This window comes from Thermus igniterrae ATCC 700962, assembly GCF_000376265.1.
Lineage (GTDB): Bacteria > Deinococcota > Deinococci > Deinococcales > Thermaceae > Thermus > Thermus igniterrae.
The window spans coordinates 1-19,869 of record NZ_AQWU01000068.1 but is presented as its reverse complement, the minus strand read 5'-3'; the positions used below and the strand labels follow the sequence as shown (position 1 = coordinate 19,869).

At 70.0% G+C, this 19,869-nt stretch carries 19 protein-coding genes and 1 pseudogene; 8 read left to right on the top strand and 12 right to left on the bottom strand.

Annotated features, from left to right (window positions below; translation table 11 throughout):
• Positions 1 to 17 precede the first annotated feature (17 nt).
• Positions 18 to 479: a hypothetical protein gene (locus B128_RS0108755; RefSeq protein WP_018111897.1), complete on the top strand. Its 462-nt coding sequence runs from the start codon at positions 18 to 20 to the stop codon at positions 477 to 479.
• Here B128_RS0108755 and pfkA read toward each other — a convergent pair.
• From pfkA to B128_RS0108730, 5 genes are all read right to left on the bottom strand, one after another.
• Positions 456 to 1,424: a 6-phosphofructokinase gene (gene pfkA / locus B128_RS0108750; RefSeq protein ID WP_018111896.1), complete on the bottom strand. Its 969-nt coding sequence runs from the start codon at positions 1,422 to 1,424 to the stop codon at positions 456 to 458. The two genes, B128_RS0108755 and pfkA, sit on opposite strands and share 24 nt — an antisense overlap.
• Positions 1,421 to 2,218, bottom strand: coding sequence for a 16S rRNA (cytidine(1402)-2'-O)-methyltransferase (rsmI, locus tag B128_RS0108745; RefSeq protein WP_018111895.1), 798 nt, complete (start codon positions 2,216 to 2,218; stop codon positions 1,421 to 1,423). Before rsmI ends, pfkA begins: the two co-directional genes overlap by 4 nt.
• Position 2,219: 1 nt before the next feature.
• Positions 2,220 to 2,717: a TFIIB-type zinc ribbon-containing protein gene (locus B128_RS0108740; protein WP_018111894.1), complete on the bottom strand. Its 498-nt coding sequence runs from the start codon at positions 2,715 to 2,717 to the stop codon at positions 2,220 to 2,222.
• A 76-nt stretch (positions 2,718 to 2,793) separates the two neighbouring features.
• Complete coding sequence (locus B128_RS0108735) at positions 2,794 to 3,321, bottom strand: inorganic diphosphatase (protein ID WP_018111893.1); 528 nt, start codon at positions 3,319 to 3,321, stop codon at positions 2,794 to 2,796.
• Positions 3,322 to 3,331: 10 nt separating this feature from the next.
• Entirely contained in the window at positions 3,332 to 3,961 is a 630-nt protein-coding gene (locus tag B128_RS0108730) for a glycerophosphodiester phosphodiesterase (RefSeq protein ID WP_026175144.1), read from the bottom strand.
• Between the two features lie 20 nt (positions 3,962 to 3,981).
• Here B128_RS0108730 and B128_RS0108725 point away from each other — a divergent pair, with 20 nt between their 5' ends.
• The 3 genes from B128_RS0108725 to B128_RS0108715 are packed head-to-tail and all read left to right on the top strand — an operon-like array spanning position 3,982 to position 6,966.
• Entirely contained in the window at positions 3,982 to 4,638 is a 657-nt protein-coding gene (locus B128_RS0108725) for a YcxB family protein (RefSeq protein ID WP_026175143.1), read from the top strand.
• Positions 4,611 to 4,919: a ComEA family DNA-binding protein gene (locus tag B128_RS0108720; protein ID WP_018111891.1), complete on the top strand. Its 309-nt coding sequence runs from the start codon at positions 4,611 to 4,613 to the stop codon at positions 4,917 to 4,919. Before B128_RS0108725 ends, B128_RS0108720 begins: the two co-directional genes overlap by 28 nt.
• On the top strand, positions 4,906 to 6,966 hold the full coding sequence (locus tag B128_RS0108715; RefSeq protein ID WP_018111890.1) for a DNA internalization-related competence protein ComEC/Rec2: 2,061 nt from the start codon (positions 4,906 to 4,908) through the stop codon (positions 6,964 to 6,966). Before B128_RS0108720 ends, B128_RS0108715 begins: the two co-directional genes overlap by 14 nt.
• Here the strand turns inward: B128_RS0108715 and B128_RS0108710 are convergent.
• Genes B128_RS0108710 through mnmG form a run of 4 tightly spaced genes read right to left on the bottom strand, consistent with a single transcriptional unit; the run spans position 6,954 to position 11,049 of the window.
• Positions 6,954 to 7,763, bottom strand: coding sequence for a ParB/RepB/Spo0J family partition protein (locus tag B128_RS0108710; RefSeq protein ID WP_018111889.1), 810 nt, complete (start codon positions 7,761 to 7,763; stop codon positions 6,954 to 6,956). The two genes, B128_RS0108715 and B128_RS0108710, sit on opposite strands and share 13 nt — an antisense overlap.
• Positions 7,747 to 8,496, bottom strand: a complete 750-nt coding sequence (gene soj / locus B128_RS0108705; RefSeq protein WP_018111888.1) for a chromosome-partitioning ATPase Soj — start codon at positions 8,494 to 8,496, stop codon at positions 7,747 to 7,749. The genes B128_RS0108710 and soj overlap by 17 nt, the downstream gene beginning before the upstream one ends.
• On the bottom strand, positions 8,490 to 9,218 hold the full coding sequence (gene rsmG, locus B128_RS0108700) for a 16S rRNA (guanine(527)-N(7))-methyltransferase RsmG (RefSeq protein ID WP_018111887.1): 729 nt from the start codon (positions 9,216 to 9,218) through the stop codon (positions 8,490 to 8,492). The genes soj and rsmG overlap by 7 nt, the downstream gene beginning before the upstream one ends.
• Before the next feature lie 28 nt (positions 9,219 to 9,246).
• Complete coding sequence (gene mnmG, locus B128_RS0108695; RefSeq protein ID WP_281166747.1) at positions 9,247 to 11,049, bottom strand: tRNA uridine-5-carboxymethylaminomethyl(34) synthesis enzyme MnmG; 1,803 nt, start codon at positions 11,047 to 11,049, stop codon at positions 9,247 to 9,249.
• A 51-nt stretch (positions 11,050 to 11,100) separates the two neighbouring features.
• On the opposite strand from mnmG, the gene dnaA reads away from it, so the two are divergent.
• From dnaA to pyk, 4 genes are all read left to right on the top strand, one after another.
• Complete coding sequence (dnaA, locus tag B128_RS0108690; RefSeq protein ID WP_018111885.1) at positions 11,101 to 12,414, top strand: chromosomal replication initiator protein DnaA; 1,314 nt, start codon at positions 11,101 to 11,103, stop codon at positions 12,412 to 12,414.
• A 298-nt stretch (positions 12,415 to 12,712) separates the two neighbouring features.
• Positions 12,713 to 13,837 carry a DNA polymerase III subunit beta gene (gene dnaN, locus B128_RS0108685; protein WP_018111884.1) on the top strand — a complete coding sequence of 375 codons (1,125 nt, stop codon included), beginning with the start codon at positions 12,713 to 12,715 and terminating at the stop codon, positions 13,835 to 13,837.
• A gap of 46 nt (positions 13,838 to 13,883) precedes the next feature.
• The gene (eno, locus tag B128_RS0108680; protein WP_018111883.1) at positions 13,884 to 15,152 is read left to right on the top strand and encodes a phosphopyruvate hydratase; all 1,269 of its coding nucleotides are present in this window, start codon (positions 13,884 to 13,886) and stop codon (positions 15,150 to 15,152) included.
• On the top strand, positions 15,139 to 16,563 hold the full coding sequence (gene pyk / locus B128_RS0108675) for a pyruvate kinase (RefSeq protein WP_018111882.1): 1,425 nt from the start codon (positions 15,139 to 15,141) through the stop codon (positions 16,561 to 16,563). Before eno ends, pyk begins: the two co-directional genes overlap by 14 nt.
• Here the strand turns inward: pyk and B128_RS0108670 are convergent.
• From B128_RS0108670 to B128_RS12345, 3 genes and pseudogenes are all read right to left on the bottom strand, one after another.
• Positions 16,560 to 18,020 (bottom strand): phosphodiester glycosidase family protein, encoded by a 1,461-nt coding sequence (locus tag B128_RS0108670; protein WP_018111881.1) that lies wholly within the window; start codon positions 18,018 to 18,020, stop codon positions 16,560 to 16,562. The genes pyk and B128_RS0108670 overlap by 4 nt on opposite strands.
• Before the next feature lie 44 nt (positions 18,021 to 18,064).
• Positions 18,065 to 19,495 (bottom strand): RNA ligase RtcB, encoded by a 1,431-nt coding sequence (gene rtcB / locus B128_RS0108665; RefSeq protein ID WP_026175142.1) that lies wholly within the window; start codon positions 19,493 to 19,495, stop codon positions 18,065 to 18,067.
• 97 nt (positions 19,496 to 19,592) lie between these two features.
• Positions 19,593 to 19,869, bottom strand: a pseudogene (locus tag B128_RS12345) (hypothetical protein); the annotation flags it as partial.

The window sequence follows — 19,869 nt, the reverse complement described above, 5'->3', positions numbered from 1 at the left end:
TGCCGTAAACTGGGGCCATGCTCACCTGGGTGGACCTCCTGGCCCTCTTCAGCCTGGCCCTGGGCCTGGCCCTGGGCTACCGGGGGGGGCTTCCCTGGGCCTTCGCTGGGGCCGGGGTGCTCCTCTACCTCCTCCTGGCCCTCCTAGGGCTCTCCGGGCCGGGGTGGGCCCTGGGCCTGGGGCTCCTCCTGGGGATGCTGGCCAAGAGCCTGCCCCTGCCCCACCTCTCCCGGGGCCTCGAGGCCCTTCTGGGCACCCTGGGAGGTTTTCTCCTGGGGCTTTTCCTGGCCCTGGCCCTCTGGACGGGCTACCCCTGGGAACGGGCCCCCGGGGGGCTCCGCTACCCCGCGGTCAGCCTCCCCACCCCCATTTACCAGGGGGTGAGCCAGAGCCCCTTCGCCCGGAAGGTCTTCCGCCTGGCCTGGCAGACCCCCTGGCTGCGCAAGGCCCTGGCCCTAGAGGGCCAGCACCTGCGATAGGCGAAGCAGGCCGCGGGGGATGTCCTTCTTGCGCTCCACCGCCTCCCGCAGGGGGGTGAGCTTCACTTCCCCCGCCACCTCCCCCACCATGACCCCGCTGGTCCCCGCGGCCAGGGTCTCTACCGCCGCCGCCCCCAGGCGGCTGGCCAGGATGCGGTCCTTGGCCGTGGGGCTTCCCCCCCGCTGGATGTGGCCCAGCACGGTGACCCGGGCCTCCATGGGCACGTGCTCCCGGATGGCCGCCAAAAGCCCCGCCGCCCCCCCAGGGTAAGCCCCCTCGGCCACCACCACGATGGAGCTGGTCTTCCCCCGGCGCTGGGACTCGAGGAGCCCCTCGGCGATGCGCCTGGGGTCCACGGGCTCCTCAGGCACAGCGATCACCTCCGCCCCCCCGGCTAGGCCCACGTCCAGGGCGATGAACCCCGCATCCCGCCCCATGACCTCAATGAAGAAGACCCGCTCGTGGCTGGCGGCGGTGTCCCGGATGCGGTCTATGGCCTCCAGGGCGGTGTTCACCGCGGTGTCAAAGCCGATGGTGTAGTCGGTGCCGTAGAGGTCGTTGTCTATGGTGCCCGGCAGGCCCACCACGGGGATGCGGTGCTCCTCCATGAGGCGCATGGCCCCGCGGAAGGTCCCGTCCCCCCCGATGGCCACCAGGCCCTCAATGCCCGCCTGGCGTAGCTTCTCCGCCGCCTTGGCCCGCCCCTCCTCCTCCATGAACTCCTGGCTCCTTGCGGTGAGGAGGATGGTGCCCCCCCGTTGCAGGATGTTGGCCACGTCCCGCACCCCCAGGGGCAGCATCTCCCCCAGGATCATGCCCGCATAGCCCCGGCGGATGCCGATGACCTCGAGGCCCAAAGCATAGGCCTGGCGCACCACCGCCCGGATGGCGGCGTTCATGCCCGGGGCATCGCCCCCGCTGGTGAAGACCCCAATGCGCTTCATATCTCCCCTCTTCCCTCCATGGCCAGCCGGTAGGCCTCGTTCCGGGGAACCCCCCTTTCCAGGAGGGCCCGGAAGAGGGCCTTGCCGGAAAGCCCCTTGGCCCTAAGCTCCTGCGCTAGCCTTGCCCCTTCTGGAGCCGGGGCCGCCTTGGGGCCCAGGACCACCACGAACTCCCCCCGAGGCTCCCGGAAGTGCTCCATGGCCTGCCCCAGGCTCCCCCGGAACACCTCCTCGTGCACCTTGCTGATCTCCCGGGCCACGGCCACGGGATGGTCCGGGCCGTAAACCTCCGCCAGGTCCTCCAGGGTCCTCTGCAGGCGGTGGGGGCTCTCGTAGAGCACGGCCGTCCTCCCTTCCCGGGCCAGGGCCAGCAAACGCTCCTTACGCTCCTTTCCCCCCTTGGGCAGGAAGCCCTCAAAGGTGAAGCGGTGGGTGGGCAGGCCCGAGGCCACCAGGGCGGGGATGAGGGCGGTGGGGCCAGGAAGCGCTTCCACCCGCCAGCCCCATTCTAAGGCCAGGCGCACCAGCTCAGCCCCGGGGTCGGAGATGCCCGGGGTGCCGGCGTCCGTGGCGTAGGCCACGTAGGCGTAGGGGGCAAGGAGCTCCCTGGCCCGGCCCACCGTGTGCTGGTCCAGGCGCAGGGTGGGGGTGGCGATCCCGTAGTGGCGGAGGAGAAGCCCGGTGCGCCGGGTGTCCTCGCAGGCCACCACCTGGGCCTCCCTGAGGACCCGGAGGGCCCTCAGGGTGATGTCCTCCAGGTGGCCAATGGGGGTGGGGACCAGGACCAGGTGCACGCTAGCGCAGGAAGGGGTCCAGAAGCGCCTTGGCCTCCCGGAAGGGGAACTCGTACACCGAGCCCGAGGGCAGGGTGAACTCCAGGAGGTCCCGCGCCCCCGGGAAGAAGATCCGGCGGAGAACCAGAGGCCCCTGGTCGCTTTCCAGGTGCACGGTCACGTAATCCGGCTCCAGGTTGGGCTCGTCCTCCACCTCCTTGGGGGGCTCCTCCCCTACGCCCTCCTCCAGGCGGCGCAGGGCCTCTGAGAGCTCGGCCCGGGCCACCCGCACCGCCTCCTCCAGGGTGCCGTCCGAGAAGGTGAGGACCACCTCCTCCCCCTCCCCATGGACGGAAAGCCCCCACAGGGCTTCCTCTTCCCCCTCCTCCGGGGCCTCCCAAACCTCCAGGCTGCCATCGGAAAGGAGGCGGAGGACCGCCCCGCAGGCCTCGCAGTCCAGGAGATCCCCCGCCTTGTACCCTTCCAGCTCCAGGGTTTCCCCGCACACCGGGCAGACCATAGGGCCTCCTCTAAGGCCCATTCTAAGCCCCTTTGGGCCGGGCCCTGCCCTTTGGGGTTTCTACTATGGGATTGGGTTAAGCACCGTAGCGGGCGATGCAGGCCTGGACCTCCTCCAGGGCCGCCTGCCGGTCCCGCCAGCCCGTGACCTTCACCCACTTGCCCTTCTTGGCCTCCAGGGCCTTGTAGGTCTCAAAGAAGTGCTGGATCTCCTGCTTGACCCCTTCGGGCACATCGGAGATGTCCTGGATGTGGTCCAGGCGCTGGTCCTCCGCCACCACCCCGATCACCTTGGCGTCCCCCCCCTTCTCGTCCTCCATGAGGAGGAGGCCCACCACCCGTACCTCCACCACCACCCCGGGCAGAAGGGGGTAGGTGGAGAGCACCAGGCCGTCCAGGGGGTCCCCGTCCTCCGCCAGAGTGGAGGGAATGAAGCCGTAGTCCCCGGGGTAGAACTGGGCTCCCGGCAGCACCCGGTCCAGTTTGATTACCCCCAGCTCGGGGTCGTACTCGTACTTGTTGCCCGAGCCTCGAGGCACCTCAATGACCATGTTCACCACCTGAGGCGCGCCCTTACCCACGGGAAGAGTCTTCAGGTTCGCCATAGCCCCCCCATTATACGAGCACCTCTGGAAAATCGCTCACCAAGGCGTCCACCCCCCAGGCGGCCAGGGCCTCCGCCTCCTCACGGCGATTCACCGTCCAGGCCAGGACGCGGTAGCGCGCCTTTAGGGCCCGCACGCCCTCCTCGGTGAGGAGGGAGGCCTCGGGGTGGACCCAGGCCACCCCCAGGCAGGGGGCGAGCTCCAGGGCCTCGGGCCTGTCGTAGAGGAGGCCCAGGGGGCCCACCCCCAGGCGCCTCAGGCGCACCAGGGCCAGGGGGTCAAAGGAGCTCACCCAAAGGCGCCCCGAGGGGTAGCGGGCCAGGAGCCGGGCCAAGGCCTCCTCCCGCCCATCGGTCTCCGGGGGGAGGCTTTTTAACTCCACGTTGATCCGGGCCTGGGGGAAGGCCCGAAGAACCTCCTCCAGGGTGGGCACATAGGCGGGAAGCTCCCGCCGGGAGAGGCGGGCGATGGGCTCCCCCTCCAGGACGAAGTCGTGGTGCACCACCAGGACGCCGTCCCGGGTGAGGTGGACATCCAGCTCAAACCCATCCAGGCCCGCCCCCAAAGCTTTTCTAAAGGATTCCAGAGTATTCTCCCGGGCCAGGTGGGGCGCACCGCGGTGGCCTAAGCGCAGGGGCACGGGCCAAGTATACTGGGAACATGGGCAAGTATGAAGCGGCCTTTTCCCGCCTGGGCGAAAAGGCCCTGGCGCAGCTGGAAGGCCCTGGCGGCTTCCTGGCCATCACCGAGACCCACCTGGTCCTGGTGGACGAAGGGGGTGTCCAGCGTCTGGAACTGGCCCGCATCCGCCGGGTGGGCCGGGGCGAGGCGGGTACCCTTCTGGTCCAGGGGGAGGAAAGCTCCCTGGTGGTCCCCCTGAAGGCCTTCCCGGTGGAGGAGCTGAAGGCCTTTCTGGAGGGTTTGAAGCCCCACGTAGCCCGGGCCCGCAAGGCCACGGCCACCCCTTCCCCCCTCCAGGGGCCAGGCCCCACCCGGGAGGCCAGGCCCCCCGAACCCCCCCCGCCTCCGCCCGAGCCCCCCAAGCCCCCGGTGTGGGAGGAGGAGGCGCCCCCCAAGCGGGCCTCGGTGGAGCTGGCCCCGGAGCCGGAGGCCCCCAGCCCTCCCAGCCCTAAGCCGGAGGGGAAGCGAAACCCTTTGGCCCTGCCCCTCAGGGTCCTCGCCCTCCTCACCCTGGGCTACACGGTGGCCTTCCTGGCCCTGAACCCCGGGGCGGACCCCTGGGTCCTGGCCGGGGTGGTCCTGGGTGGCCTGGGCCTGGCCCTGGCGGAGTGGTCCTTGGCTACCTCCTGGCGGTAGCCCTCCTGGGGCTTTGGGCCCTATGGCCCAAGGTGGTCCCCAGGCCTGCCCCGGTGCAGGTGGTGGCCATGGTGGAGGCCTCCTTTACCCCTCCGCCTCCGGAGCCCGTCAGCCTGAACACCGCCAGCCTCGAGGACCTCGAGGCCCTTCCCGGTATCGGCCCTACCCTGGCGCGCCGCATCCTGGAAGGGAGGCCCTACCGCCAGGTGGAGGACCTCCTGCGGGTCAAAGGGATTGGCCCTGCCACCCTGGAGCGCCTAAGGCCCTATGTCCGGCCCTGAGGCGGCTACCCGGCACCTCCCCTTGGGCCCAGGGGTAGGGCTTGGCCTGGGGGGGCTCCTGGGGGCCTGGGGGCTTCTTACGCCCTGGGCCCTTGGGCTTGCCCTCCCCCTCCTGCCCTTCTTCCGGCTTCCCCTCCTTCTGGGGCTAGCCCTGGTCCTCCTCCGGGGCCTCCTCCTTCCCCTGCCCGAACCGCCCCACGGCACTCGGCTTTCGGGGGAGTTTCGGGTGGTGGGAGGGTTCACCACCTGGGAGGGGCACCGGCTCCATGTGCGCCACTACCCACCCCTGGCGGACGGCCTCTACCGGCTCCGGGGCTACCTGGCCCCCCCTGAGGGAAAACGGAACCCTGGGAGCCTGGACGGACGGGCCTGGCTGCTGGCCCAGGGGGTACGGGGAGTGTTTCACGTGGAACGGGCGGAAGCCCTGGCCCCCCTGCCCGACCCCCGGGAGCCCTTGCGGGCGCGGCTGGCCCAGGGCCTTTCCCCGCCGGCGAAGGAAGTGGTGGAGGGGCTTGTTCTGGGGGACAAGGCGGGGCTGGAGGAGGCCTATGCCCGTTTCCAGCGCTCGGGCCTAGCCCACCTCCTGGCCCTCTCCGGCCTGCATGTGGGCTTCCTGGTGGGTAGCCTGGTCCTCCTCTATCCCTTGGGACGCTGGCGGTACCTCCTTGCCCTTTGCCTCCTTCCCTTCTACCTATGGCTGGCGGGCCCTAGCCCCTCCCTGGTGCGGGCCAGCCTCATGGCCGGCCTTTCCCTCCTGGGCCTCTTCCTGGGCCTGGGCGGGGCCGGGGTGCTCCAGGGCCTGGGGCTGGCCCTCCTCCTCCAACTCCTCCTCCGGCCGGAAAGCCTCCTCAGCCTGGCCTTCCAGCTCTCCCACCTGGCGGTGCTGGGCCTGGCCCTGGTTCTCCCCGCCCTGGGGCGGCCGAAGGGGGTCTTTGGGTACCTCTTGGGGGGCGTTGCCGCCTCCTTGGCCGCCCAGGCCTTTCTCCTCCCCCTCCTCCTGGACCGCTTCGGCTTCTTCCCCCTCCTTTCCCCCCTGATGAACCTCCTGGCCCTTCCCCTGGTGGCCCTCCTGGTGCCCCTGGGGTTTCTGAAGCTCCTCCTTGGGGGGCTCCTGGCCCTCCTGGTGGAGCCCCTGGCCCAAGGCCTTCTCCTCCTGGCGGAGGTGGGAAGCCGGGGGCCCCTCCTGCGCTGGGGGGAGATAGCCCCCGCGGGCTTCGCCCTCTACTACCTGGGCCTCCTTCCCCTCCTCCTCGCCCTCCACCGGCTTTTGCCCCCGAAAAGAGCCCTTCTCCTCAGCAGCCTGCCCGCCCTCCTAAGCCTCATCGCCGCCTGGCCCAAGCCCCTGGACCTTTGGGCCCTGGACGTGGGGCAGGGGGACGCCCTCCTTGCCCGCCTGGGCGGGGCCGAGGTGCTCGTGGATGGGGGCCGGCCAGAACAAGGAAGGCGGCTGGTGCGGGCCCTGGGGGCTTTGGGGGTGGAGGCCCTGGAGGTCCTGGTGGCCACCCACCCCGATGCCGACCACTACGGGGGCCTCCTGGAGGTGGTGGAGGAGGTCCCCGTGGGCCTGGCCCTCCTCTCCCCAGCCTTTGCCCCCGACCACCCCCTGGTGCGGGCCCTGAGGGCCAGGGGGGTGCCCATCCTGCACCCGGGGGTGGGGAGCCAGTTGCGGGTGGGGAAGGGCATGCTGGAAGTCCTCTGGCCCCCCGGAAAAACCGGGGTGGACGACCAAGACGGCCTGGTCCTCCTCCTGGACTTCGGCCGGGGAAAGGCCCTGCTTTTGGCGGACGTGCCCCAGCGGGTGGAGAGGCGGCTTGGGGTAGGCGAGGTAGAGGTGTTAAAGGTGAGCCATCACGGCTCGCGCACGGGCACGAGCCCCGAGCTCCTGGCCCAGGCCCGCCCCCGGGTGGCCCTCATGGGGGTGGGCCGCAACAACCCCTTCGGCCACCCCCACCCCGAGGTCCTGGCCCGGCTGGCGGAGGCCGGGGTGGCCGTTCACCGCACGGACCAGGAGGGGGCGGTGCGGGTGGTCTTCGGCTACGCCTGGTAGCCGAGCCGTTCCAGGAGGGCCTGCAGCTCCTCCAAGGAGCGGTACTGGATGACCACCCGCCCCCGCTTCCCCCCCACCACCTTCACCGGCAGGCCCAGGTGGCGGGAAAGCTCCAGGGAAAGGGGAGAAGGTTCCTTGGGGGCCCTGCGCTCCCTGGTAAGGCGCTCCGGCAGGGCCTCCGCCTGGCGCACGGAAAGCCCCTTCTCCAGGATCTCCCGCAGGCCCCAAAGCCGGTCCTCAGGGGCCAGCATCAGGAGGGCCCGGGCATGCCCGGCGCTGATCCGCCCCTCGTCCAGGGCCGCCAGGACCTCCTCAGGGAGCTGTAGCAACCTGAGGGCGTTGGCCACGGTGGAGCGGGCCTTACCCACCTTCCGGGCCACCTCCTCCTGGGTGAGGCCCATAGCCAGGAGGGCCTGGTAGCCCCGGGCCTCCTCCACTGGGGAGAGGTCCTCCCGCTGGAGGTTCTCCACCAGGGCCAGCTCCAGGGCCTCCTGGTCCGTGAGGTCGCGGACGAGGACCGGGACCTCCTCTAGCCCGGCCAGCTGGGCCGCCCGGAAGCGCCGCTCCCCGGCCACCAGCTCGTACCCCTCCCCTTTGGGCCGCACCAGGAGGGGCTGCAGGAGCCCCTTCTCCCGAATGGAGGCCGCCAGCTCCTCCAGGCCCTCCTCGGGGAAGCGCCGCCGGGGTTGCCGGGGGTTGGGGCGGATGGCGGAAAGGGGAAGCCGAACCACCCCCCCGCCCCCTTTGGGCAACAGGGCCTCGAGGCCCCTTCCCAGGCCACTAGGCTTCTTGGACACGGGCGATCACCTCCTCGGCCAGGCGGCGGTAGGCGTGGGCCCCCGGGGAGGTGGGGGCGTGCTGGGCGATGGTCTTCCCGAAGCTGGGGGCCTCGGCCAGGCGCACGTTCCGGGGCACCACCGTCCAGAAGACCTTCTCCCCGAAGTGGGCCCTAAGCTGGGCCTCCACCTGCTGGGAAAGCAGGGTGCGGCCGTCGTACATGGTGATGAGGATGCCAAGGAGGCGCAGGGAGGGGTTGAGGCGGCTCCGCACCTCGTCCAGGGTGGCCAGGAGCCCCGCCACCCCCTCCAGGGCGTAGTACTCCGCCTGCACCGGCACCACCACCCCCTGGGCCGCAGCCAGGGCGTTCAGCGTGAGGGGAGAGAGGCTTGGGGGGACGTCCAACAGGGTGAGGTCGTAGGCTTCGTCCTCCAGGACCTGGGCCAGGGCCCAGGGGGCCTCGGCCAGCTCCACCGTGGCCCCCACCAGCTCGGGGGTGGCGGGCAGGAGGTGGAAGCCGTCCACCGCCTGCACCAGCTCCGCCAAGGGCTCCCCCTGCAGGAGCTGGTATACCCCCCGTTCCGGGCGCAGGCCCAGCCCGCTGGTGGCGTTCATCTGGGGGTCCAGGTCCACCAGGAGCACCCGTTTGCCCATGCGGGCCAGATAGGCGGCCAGGTTGATGGCCGTGGTGGTCTTCCCCACCCCTCCCTTCTGGTTGACCAGGGCGATCCGCCGCACCTTGGACCCTAGCATAAGGGATGCTTCTCGGGAACCCCCGGGCGACGGGGGAAGCGGGGCGGCGTGGGCGCCTCCTTGGCCAGGACCACCAGGTGCCGCTCCTCCAGGGCGAAGGGAAGCCTCAGGGCCCTTACCCCCTCAAGCCGCCCCCCGAGAAGGGGGAGGGCCTGGGGCAGGGGGGCGAGTTCCTCCGCCACCCTGGGCCCCTTCTGGGCCACCATGACCCCCCCTAAGGCCAGGAAGGGAAGGCCCAGCTCCGCCAGGACGCACAGGGGGGCCACCGCCCGGGCCACCACCCGCCCGTAAACCTCCCGGTGTTCCGGGCGGTGGGCCAGGGCCTCCGCCCTCCCCCAAAGGGGCAGGGCCCCCTTCAAGCCCAGGGCGTGCACCGCCTCTTCCACGAAGGCCACCTTCTTTTTGGTGGCGTCCAGGAGGGTGATCTCCAGCTCCGGGCGCACGATCTTGAGGGGAAGGCCGGGAAAGCCCGCCCCCGTGCCCAGGTCCAACACCCGCAAGGAGCCTTCCCAAAGGGGCAGGACCAGGAGGGTGAGGGAGTCCAGGAAGTGCTTGAGGACCACCTCCTCCTCGGTGCGCAGGGCGGTGAGGTTTACCCGGCGGTTGGCCTCCATGAGGAGGTCAAAAAGGCGGGAGAAGGCGGGGAGGTGGGCCTCGAGGTCCAGGCCCAGGGCCCTGCCCCCCTCCAGGAGGAGAGCCGCCCCCTTGGGGCTCAGCCCCATCCCCACCCCCGGTGTTTCCCGTGAAACATCAGGAAAGCCTCCGCAGGTGCACCAGGAGGGCGGTGAGGTCGGAGTCGCGGATGCCCGGGATGCGGGCCGCCTCGGCCACGGTGCGGGGCCGCACCCGGGAGAGCTTCTCCACCGCCTCCCGGGAGAGGCCAGCCACCCGGGGGAAGTCCAGCCCCTCGGGGATGGGGTGGGCCTCGAGGTCCCGCATCTTCTGGCGCAACCGCTCCTGCCGCTCAATGTAGCCCGCGTACTTGGCCCGGATCTCCACCTGCTCCGCCTCCTCGGGGGCGAGGGGGTGAGGGGGTGGGAAGCGCTTGGCCAGCTCCCCGTAGGTGTTCCCCGGACGACGGAGCCACTGCAGGCCGCTCACCCCCTCCACCCGCAAGGCGGCAAGCCGTTCCAGCTCCGCCGCCACCCGGCGGTACTTGGCCTCCACCCGCTCCAGGTCCTCCTTGGGCCGCAGGCCCCAGGCCACCGCCAAGGGGGTAAGGCGCTCATCGGCGTTGTCCGCCCGGCAGAGGAGGCGGAGCTCCACCCGGGAGGTCATCATGCGGTAGGGCTCGTCCGTGCCCCGGCCCACCAGGTCGTCCACCATCACCCCGATGTAGCCGCTCTCCCGGGAAAGGTGAACCTCAGGGAGGCCCAAAGCATACCGGGCGGCGTTCAGGCCCGCCAGGAGGCCCTGGGCCGCCGCTTCCTCATAGCCGGAGGTGCCGTTCACCTGCCCAGCGCTGAAAAGCCCGGGCAGGAAGCGGGACTGGAGGCCCCGGGTGAGCTCCCGAGGGTCCAGGCTGTCGTACTCCACCGCGTAGGCGTAGCGCTGGATCACCGCCCGAGAAAACCCGGGGAGGCTCCGCACCATCTCTTCTTGGAGCTCGGGGGGCAGGCTGCTGGAAAAGCCCTGGAGGTAGACCTCGCTGGTGGCCAGGCCATCGGGCTCCACGAAGAGGAGGTGGCTCTCCTTGTCGGCAAAGCGCACCACCTTGTCCTCAATGGAGGGGCAGTACCGTGGCCCGATCCCCTCAATGTCCCCGGCGTAGAGGGGGGAGAGGTGCAGGTTTTCCAGGATCAGGCGGTGGGTCCTCCCGGTGGTACGGGTCTGCCAGGTAGGGAGCCGGTGGGCGTGGGGCCCGGGGTTCCCCGTGAAGCTTCCCGGGGGCACCTCCGGGGGGACCACCTCCAGCTCCCCGTAGTCCACGGAGTCCGCGCGGATGCGGGGAGGGGTACCGGTCTTGAAGCGGCGCAGGGTGTGGCCCACGGCCCTAAGGCTTTGGGAGAGGAAGCGGGCTGGGGGCTCCCCCTGCCTTCCTGCCGGCCGGGAACGGCGCCCGTACCAGACCACCCCGGAGAGGAAGGTGCCCCCGGCCACCACCACCGCCCGGGCGGGGATGCCCCGCCCGTCCACGGTGCGCACCCCAAGGAGCTTTCCCCCTTCCACCCAAAGGGCCGCTACCTCCCCCCGGATTACCTCAATGGGCCGCTCGGCCAGAATCTCCTGGGCCTTCAGGGCGTAGAGGTCCCGGTCCACCTGGACCCTTAGGCTCTGCACCGCCGGCCCCTTGGAGCGGTTCAGGACCCGGGTGTGGATGGCCGCGGCGTCCGCCGCCCGGCCCATGAGCCCCCCCAGGGCCACCAGCTCCGCCACCAGCTGGCTCTTGCCCGGCCCTCCCACCGCAGGGTTGCAGGGCATCATGCCCATGCGCTCAGGGTTCACGGTGACCAGGGCCACCCGCACCCCCAAGGCGGCCGCGGCCCAGGCCGCTTCCAGCCCGGCGTGCCCACCGCCCACCACCACCACGTGGTAGTCCATCCCACCCTCCACTTTACCAACCCCCTGGCGTAGAATGTTCCTCCGGAACGCTGGGGGGTAGCCTTGACCCACGAGGCAGTCTGGCAACACGTCCTGGAACACATCCGCCGCAACATCACCGAGGTGGAGTTCCACACCTGGTTTGAGCGGATCCGCCCCCTTGGTATCCAAGACGGGGTCCTGGAGCTGGCGGTGCCCACCTCCTTTGCCCTGGACTGGATCCGCCGGCACTACGCCGAATTAATCCAGGAGGCCCTGGCCCTCCTGGGCGCCCAGGGACCCCGCTTTGAACTCAAGGTGGTCCCAGGAACCGCCGTCCAGGAGGACATCTTCCAGGCCATCCCCCCTCCGGAGCCCAGCCAGCCCAAGCTCAACCCCAAGTACACCTTTGAGAACTTCGTGGTGGGGCCCAACAACTCCATGGCCCACGCCGCGGCGGTAGCCGTGGCCGAGTCCCCGGGCCGGGCCTACAACCCCCTTTTCATCTACGGGGGCGTGGGCCTGGGCAAAACCCACCTGATGCACGCGGTGGGCCACTCCGTGGCCAAGCGCTTTCCCCACCTCAAGGTGGAGTACGTGTCCACGGAGACCTTCACCAACGAGCTCATCAACGCCATCCGCGAGGACCGCATGACGGAGTTCCGCGAGCGCTACCGCTCCGTGGACCTCCTCCTGGTGGACGACATCCAGTTCATCGCCGGCAAGGAGCGCACGCAAGAGGAGTTCTTTCACACCTTCAACGCCCTCTACGAGGCCCACAAGCAGATCATCCTTTCCTCCGACCGCCCGCCCAAGGACATCCTCACCCTCGAGGCCCGCCTCCGGAGCCGCTTTGAATGGGGCCTTATCACCGACATCCAGCCCCCCGACCTGGAGACCCGCATCGCCATCCTCAAGATGAACGCGGAGCAGCGGGGGCTCCGGATTAGCGAGGAGGTGCTGGAGTACATCGCCCGCCAAGTCACCTCCAACATCCGCGAGCTGGAAGGGGCCCTCATGCGCACCGTGGCCTACGCCTCCCTAAACGGAGTTGAGCTCACCCGGGCCGTGGCCGCCAAAGCCCTCTCCGACATCTTCGCCCCCCGGGAGAAGGAGGTGGACCCCCAGGAAATCGTGCGCAAGGTGGCCGAGCACTTCGCCCTCCGCCCCGAGGACCTCCTGGGAGGGGGACGCCGGAAGGAGGTGGTCCTGCCCCGGCAGATCGCCATGTTCCTGGTACGGGAGTTGACCCGCTCCTCCTTGCCGGAGATCGGCCAGCTCTTCGGCGGCCGCGACCACACCACGGTGCTCTACGCCATCCAGAAGGTCCAGGAGCTTTACGAAAGCGACCGCGAGGTGCAAGCCCTTCTTCGTACCCTCAAGGAGGCCCTGGCATGACCCCTGTGGATAACCTGTGGATAACCCTGTGGGTAAGTGGCCTTTTCCTGTGGATAAACCTGTGGACAAACTGTGGAAAACCCAGGGGGGTTTGGACCCTGTGGATAACTGGCCAGTTATCCACACGTTATCCACAAGGCCAAGCCAGTTATCCACAGGGTTTGTCCACAGGCCCTTTTCTCTCCAGGACGCAGTTTTCCCCTCCTTATCCACATATCCACAGCCCCTACTACTACGGCTACTATCTTTTTAAAGCTTTTAAAAATACCTTAGAAGCAGTAATAGGGAGGAACGAAAGATGAATGTAAGCTTTCCCAAAAACCTGCTATCCGAGCACATTGCCCTCCTAGAACGGGTGATTCCTTCCCGTAGCCCCAATCCCCTCTACACCTACCTGGGCCTGGGTCTGGCCCCAGGAACCCTGGTGCTCTTTGGCAGCAATGGGGAGGTGGACCTGGAGGTGCGCCTTTCCGCCCAGGTGAGCGGGCAGGGCCGCTTCCTGGTGCCGGCCCAGCCCTTCTTCCAGCTGGTGCGTAGCCTGCCGGGGGATCTGGTGGAGCTCAGCCTGGGCGCGGACCTGGAACTGGCCTCGGGCCTTTTCCGCACCCGGCTCAGCCTGGCCCCCACCGAGGGATACCCCGAGTTGCTCTTCCCCAGCTTTGAGGCCCCTTCCGAGTCCTATCCCCTCCAAACCCTTCTCGGGGTGGAAGACCTCTTCCGCACCCTACACCACGTGCGCTACGCGGCCAGCAACGAGGAGTACCGGGCCATCTTCCGCGGGGTCCAGCTGGAGTTCTCCGATAGAGGGGTGCGCGCCGTGGCCTCCGATGGCTACCGTCTGGCCCTTTACGACCTGCCCCGCCCGCAAACCTTTCAGAAGAAGGTGGTGGTCCCCGCCCGTAGCGTGGATGAGGTGGTGCGGGTGCTGCGCAGCGTGGGGACGGGGGAGGTGGCCCTGGCCCTGGGCCAGGGAACCCTGGGCCTGGCCGTGCGGGGGGACGGGGAAGGGCTTTTGCGCATGGCGGTGAGGCTTATGGAAGGGGAGTTTCCCGACTACGAGCGGGTAATTCCCAAGGAGTTCTCCCTGAGGGCCACCCTCGAGGTGGAGCCCTTCCGGGAAGCCCTCCGCCGGGTGAGCGTCCTGGCGGACCGGCAGAACCACCGGGTGGACCTCTTCTTCCAGGAGGGCAAGGTCCTCCTCTCCGCCGAGGGGGATTACGGCAAGGGCCAGGAGGAACTCCCCGTGCACCTGGAGGGGGCTCCCCTGGCGGTGGCCTACAACGCCCGCTACTTCCTGGAAGCCCTGGGGCCCCTCTCGGGCCAGGCGGGCCTTCTCCTTTCCGGTCCCACCAGCCCCAGCCTGGTGCGTCCCGTGGCCGAGGAGGCGGGGTACCAGGCGGTGGTGGTCCCCCTTCGGGTGTAAGCTCTAGGGTAGGGGGGCGTGAAGCGCTTCCACAAGGGAGGATCCCATGACCACGATCGTCAGCGTGAGGGCGCGGGAGGTGCTGGACTCCAGGGGCTTTCCCACGGTGGAGGCTGAGGTGGAGCTGGAAGGGGGGGCCCGGGGGCGGGCCATGGTGCCCTCCGGGGCCTCCACCGGCACCCACGAGGCCCTGGAGCTCCGGGACGGGGGGAGGCGCTACCTGGGCAAGGGGGTGCGCCGGGCGGTGGAGAACATCCAAGAGCGCATTGCCCCTGAGCTCATCGGCATGGATGCCCTGGACCAGGAGGGGGTGGACCGGGCCCTGTGCCAGCTGGACGGCACCCCCAACAAGGCCAACCTGGGGGCCAACGCCATCCTGGCGGTCTCCCTGGCCACCGCCCGGGCGGCGGCGGAGGCCCTGGGGCTTCCCCTCTACCGCTATTTGGGAGGAGTCCAGGGGGTGGTCCTACCTGTGCCCCTGATGAACGTCATCAACGGGGGCAAGCACGCGGATAACCGGGTGGACTTCCAGGAGTTCATGCTGGTGCCCGCGGGGGCGGAGAGCTTTGCCGAGGCCCTCCGCATAGGGGCCGAGGTCTTCCACGCCCTCAAGGGGGTGTTGCGGGAGCGGGGCTACAGCACCAACGTGGGGGACGAGGGGGGGTTCGCCCCCGACCTCAGGAGCAACGAGGAGGCGGTGGAGCTCCTCCTCCTGGCCATAGAGAAGGCGGGGTACACCCCGGGCCAGGAGGTGGCCCTGGCCCTGGACCCCGCCACCAGCGAGCTCTACCGGGACGGCCGCTACCACCTGGAGGGGGAGGGCAGGGTCCTCTCCTCGGAGGAGATGGTGGCCTTCTGGGCCTCCTGGGTGGAGAAGTACCCCATCCGCTCCATTGAGGACGGGCTGGCGGAGGACGACTGGGAGGGGTGGCGCCTCCTTACCCGGGAGCTGGGGGGCAGGGTGCAGCTGGTGGGGGATGACCTCTTCGTCACCAACCCCGAGCGCCTGCGCCGGGGCATAGAACAGGGGGTGGCCAACGCCATCCTGGTCAAGGTGAACCAGATCGGTACCCTCTCCGAGACCCTCGAGGCCATCCGCCTGGCCCAGCGCTCCGGCTACCGGGCGGTGATCAGCCACCGCTCCGGGGAGACCGAGGACGCCTTCATCGCTGATTTGGCGGTGGCGGTGAACGCCGGCCAGATCAAGACCGGCTCCCTCTCCCGCTCCGACCGCCTGGCCAAGTACAACCAGCTCCTGCGCATTGAGGAGGCGTTGGGCCAGGCGGCGCGCTTCCTGGGTTATGCGGCCTTTTAAGCGCACCAAGATTGTGGCCACCCTGGGCCCTGCCTCCGACACCAAGGAGGTCATCCGGGCCCTGGCCGAGGCGGGGGCCGACGTCTTCCGCCTCAACTTCAGCCACGGCACCCCTGAGGACCACCGGCGGCGGGTGGCCCTGGTGCGGGAGGTGGAAAAGGAGCTGGGCAAGACCCTGGCCATCCTCCAGGACCTCCAGGGCCCCAAGATCCGCATCGGCCGCTTCCGGGAGGGGCGGGTGGAGCTCAGGCCGGGCGCCCCCTTCACCCTCACCCGCCTCCCCGTGGAGGGGGATGAGACCCGGGTCTCCCTCACCTACAAGGGCCTTCCCGAAGACGTGGCTCCGGGCCAGGTCCTGCTCCTGGACGACGGCCGCATCCGGCTCCGGGTGGAGGGCGTGCAGGGGGACGAGATCCACACCCGGGTGGAGGTGGGCGGCCTCCTTTCCGACAGCAAGGGCATCAACGTGCCCGGGGCCGACCTTTCCATCCCCGCCCTCTCGGAGAAGGACATCCAGGACCTGGCCCTGGGGGCGGAGCTGGGGGTGGACTGGGTGGCCGTCTCCTTCGTGCGCACCCGGGACGACCTCCTCCTGGCCCGCCACTACCTGGCCCGCTACGGCTCCCGGGCCAAGCTCATGGCCAAGATAGAAAAGCCCTCGGCCGTGCACCGCTTTGAGGAGATCCTGGAGGAGGCCGACGGCATCATGGTGGCCCGGGGGGACCTGGGGGTGGAGATGCCCCTGGAGGAGGTGCCCATCGTGCAGAAGCGCCTCATCCTCCGTTGCATCGCCGCGGGGAAGCCGGTGGTCACCGCCACCCAGATGCTGGAGTCCATGGTGCACAACCCCAGCCCCACCCGCGCCGAGGCCTCCGACGTGGCCAACGCCATCTTTGACGGCTCCGATGCCGTGATGCTCTCCGCCGAGACCGCCGCCGGGGCCTACCCCGTGGAGGCCGTGGCCATGATGGCCCGGATCGCCGGGGTGGTGGAGTCCTCCCCCGAGTTCTTGCAGAAGCTCAACGTCCTCCGCCCCGCCCCCACCCCCACCACGCAAGACGCCATCGCCCAGGCGGCGGACGACGTGGTGGAGGCGGTGGGGGCCAAGGCCATCGTGGTCTTCACCGCCACGGGGAGCTCCGCCCGGCGCATCGCCCGCACCCGCCCCCAGGTGCCCATCCTGGCCCTCACCCCAAGCCCCGAGGTGGAACGGCAGCTGGCCCTGGTCTGGGGCGTCCTGCCCCACCTGGCCCCCGACCCCCAGGACACCGACGACATGGTGCGCATCGCCCTCAGGGAGGTGAAGCGCTTCGGCCTGGCCCAGGTGGGGGAGCGGGTGGTGATCGCCGCCGGGGTCCCCTTTGGCGTGCGGGGGACCACCAACCTCCTCAGGGTGGAGCGGGTGAGCTAGGGGTAGAGGGCCAGGGCGCTCACCACCGGCCGGGGCGTGCCCGAGTAGGGGTTGCGCAGGCGCCCCTTCACCCACAGCTGGGCTGAGCCGCCCCCGTCCATCCTGAGGGCGTTCCAGGCCCCCAGGGCGAGGAGACCCCGGGCCAGCACCCCGGGGGTGGTGGCCTCAGAGACCACCAGCCAGAGCCTTCCCTCGCGGGTCCAGGCCACCGCCGCCTGGGGGGCTACCGCCTGCAGGGGGCGGGGGTCTTTGAAGTTTTCCTGGGCGGGGTTGAAGGCGTACTGGCCCTCCCGGAGGAGGAGGGGGCCGGCCTCCAGGGCGTAGCGGAAGGGAGGGTCCAGCCGCCCGTAGAGGCTTACGGGGTCCCCCACCTGGAGGGGGAAGGGGGGGCTTCCCTTGGGGTAGGTGAGGGCCCAAGCCCCTGGGGGGAGTTCTGCGGGGGCAGGGAGGAGGGCCTGCACCCGGTCCCCCACCACCAGGGCCACCTCCTCCCCCTCCCGGCCCACGGGGCCCGGGGCGGTGTGGGCGGTGTAGCGGGCCCGGGAGGCATTCACCCCCACCCGCACCCGCTCCCCCCGGGGCCCGCCTACCACCGCCTCAAAGCGGGGTAGGCCCAGATAGAAGCGGAACTCGTCCCAAAGCAGGGCGGTGCGCCCGTAGGGGTAGGAGACCGTGACCCCATCCTGCACCCAAAGCCCGATGGGGGTGCCGGTCTTGGGGTCAAAGTAGCCCCCGTTGAGGACCGCCAGGGCCCCGGGGGCCAGGTCCTTGGGCAGGGCCCGTGTCCCCGGCCTCCCCACGGGGAGGAGCCTTCCCCTTTCCGCCTCCACCAGGTAAAGCCGCAAAGGCTCTGGGGTAAAGGCCCAGACCTCCCGGTAGCGCACCCCGGGGGCCAGGGGTTCCTCCACCTCGGGGGCCAAGGGGTAGAGGTCCAGGACAAGCCGCGGGGGGTCGGGAAGGGGGAAGAGCCGGTAGCGGAGGAGGCTTCCCGGGGCCAGGAGGCGCACCTCGGTCCCGCCAGGCAGCAGGCGGACCGCCGCCTGCACCCCCTGGGGCCAGGGGGCCTGGAGGAGCCTGGGGGCCAGGTAGGGGAAGAGGAGGTTGAGCTCCCCCCGCTCAAGTCCTTCCTGGGCTTGGCCCGGGTGAGGGGCACTCAGGTCTAGGACCAGGCGGAAGGCCCGCCCTTGCTGGCCGAAGCGCACCCCCACCTCCGGCACCCCGAAGTACCCCAGGGCCTTCAGGGCCTCGAGGGCCACCCTTTCCCCATCCGGAGGGGGGAGGCCTCCCTCCAGGGGCTCGGCCCAGCCCACCCCGGGCACGTAGACCAGGCGGAGCCCCGCCCCCTCGTACACCCAGGCCCCCCCTTCCTCGCGGAAGGCCAGGCCGAAGGTGCCCGCGGGGAGGAGGGTCTGGGCCAGGGCCGGGCCCAGGAGGAGGAGAAGGGCTAAAAGCCTCATCCCCCCATGAAAGCAAGGGGGGATGAGAGGGGGCTTAGCCCGGGTTAACCCTTGACCACGATCAGAGGGCGCAGGCGGGCCACCTTCCTGCCGATCCCCGCCCCCTGGACCGCCTCCACCACCACCGAGACGTCCTTGTAGGCCTCGGGCATCTCCTCGTCCACCGTGGCCCGGGTGGCGGCCCGCACCAGGATGCCCCGCTCCGCCAGCTCCTTCACCAGGTTCCGCTCCCGGGCCACCCGCTTGGCCTGGTGGCGGCTCATCTTGCGCCCCGCCCCGTGGCAGCTGGAGCCAAAGGAGACCCCCATGGCCTTTTCCGTGCCCACCAGCACGTAGGAGTAGCGGCCCATGTCCCCCGGCACCAGGACGGGCTGGCCCACGTGGCGGTATTCCTGGGGAATCTCCGGGTGGCCGGGGCCGAAGGCCCGGGTGGCCCCCTTGCGGTGGACCAGGACCCGCTTCCCCCGGTGCTCCTCAAACTTGGCGTTGTTGTGGGCCAGGTCGTAGAGCACCCTAAGCCCGTGCTCCCGGGGAGCGTAGCCCACCGCCTCAAAGGCCTCCCGCACGAAGTGGGCGATGAGCTGGCGGTTGGCGAAGGCGAAGTTGGCGGCGGCGGCCATGGCCTGCAGGTAGTCCTGCCCCTCAGGGCTTTGGATGGGGGCAGCGGCCAGCTGCTTGTCCACCAGCTCAATGCCGTAGCGGGGGGCCACCTTGAGGAAGCGCTCCACGTAGTCCTGGCACACCTGGTGGCCTAGGCCCCGGCTACCCGTGTGGATGAGCACGGTGATCTGGTTGGGGAAAAGCCCCAGGGCCTCGGCCGCCACGGGGTCGTGGATCTGGTCCACGTACTGCACCTCCAGGAAGTGGTTGCCGCTCCCCAGGGTGCCGATCTGGGGAGCCCCCCGTTCAAAGGCCCGCTCCGAGACCTTGTCGGGGTTGGCCCAGGGGAGGCGGCCCTCGGACTCGATGAAGCGGACGTCCTCAGGGTAGCCGTAGCCCCGCCGCACCAGCCACCCCGCCCCCTCCTTGAGGATCTCCTTGAGCTCCTTCTTGCTGAAGCGCACGTCCTTGCGCTCGCTCCCCACCCCCGAGGGTACCAGGCGGTAGAGGGCATCGGCCAGCTCCCGCTGCCGGGGGAGGAGCTCCTCTAGGGTGAGGTGGGAGGCCAGGAGCCGCACGCCGCAGTTGATGTCAAACCCCACCCCACCCGGGCTCACCACCCCGCCCTCCTCCGGGTCAAAGGCCGCCACCCCGCCGATGGGAAAGCCATACCCCCAGTGGATGTCGGGCATGGCCAGGGCCGGCTCCACGATGCCGGGCAGGGTGGCCACGTTCATGAGCTGTTGCAAGGAGGCGAAGTTTTCCGCCTCCAGGTCCTTCAGGATCTCCTCCGAGGCGAAGAAGACGGCGTCCACCCGCATCTTGCCCTGCTTGGGAATGCGGTAGGTGTAGGGGGCGATTTTCTCAAAGCGCATGGCGCCCTCCCAAAACAAAACCGCCGGGCTCTTGGGGCCCGGGCTCACCTTCAAGCTACCGCCGTATGCGGTATGCGTCAAGGATATGCGGGCTTGCCTAGTAAATTGCCTTGTACCCCGGAGGGGGCGGGAGAAGGGAGAGAAGAACCCTAAGGCCGTAGGCGATGAGCTCCAAAAGCGCCCGCGCCATGGCCGTCCAAGGCTTCCGCTCCCAAAGGTNCCCCCCACCCAGCCGCGTCTTCATCCCCCCAAACACCCCCTCCACCACCCCGCGAAACCGGTACACCTCGGGGTCCCACCCCTCCCGCGCCCGCACCCGCGCCTCCTCCCTGGCCTCGCCCCCGCCCCGAAGCCGGATCACCGGCCGCACCCCC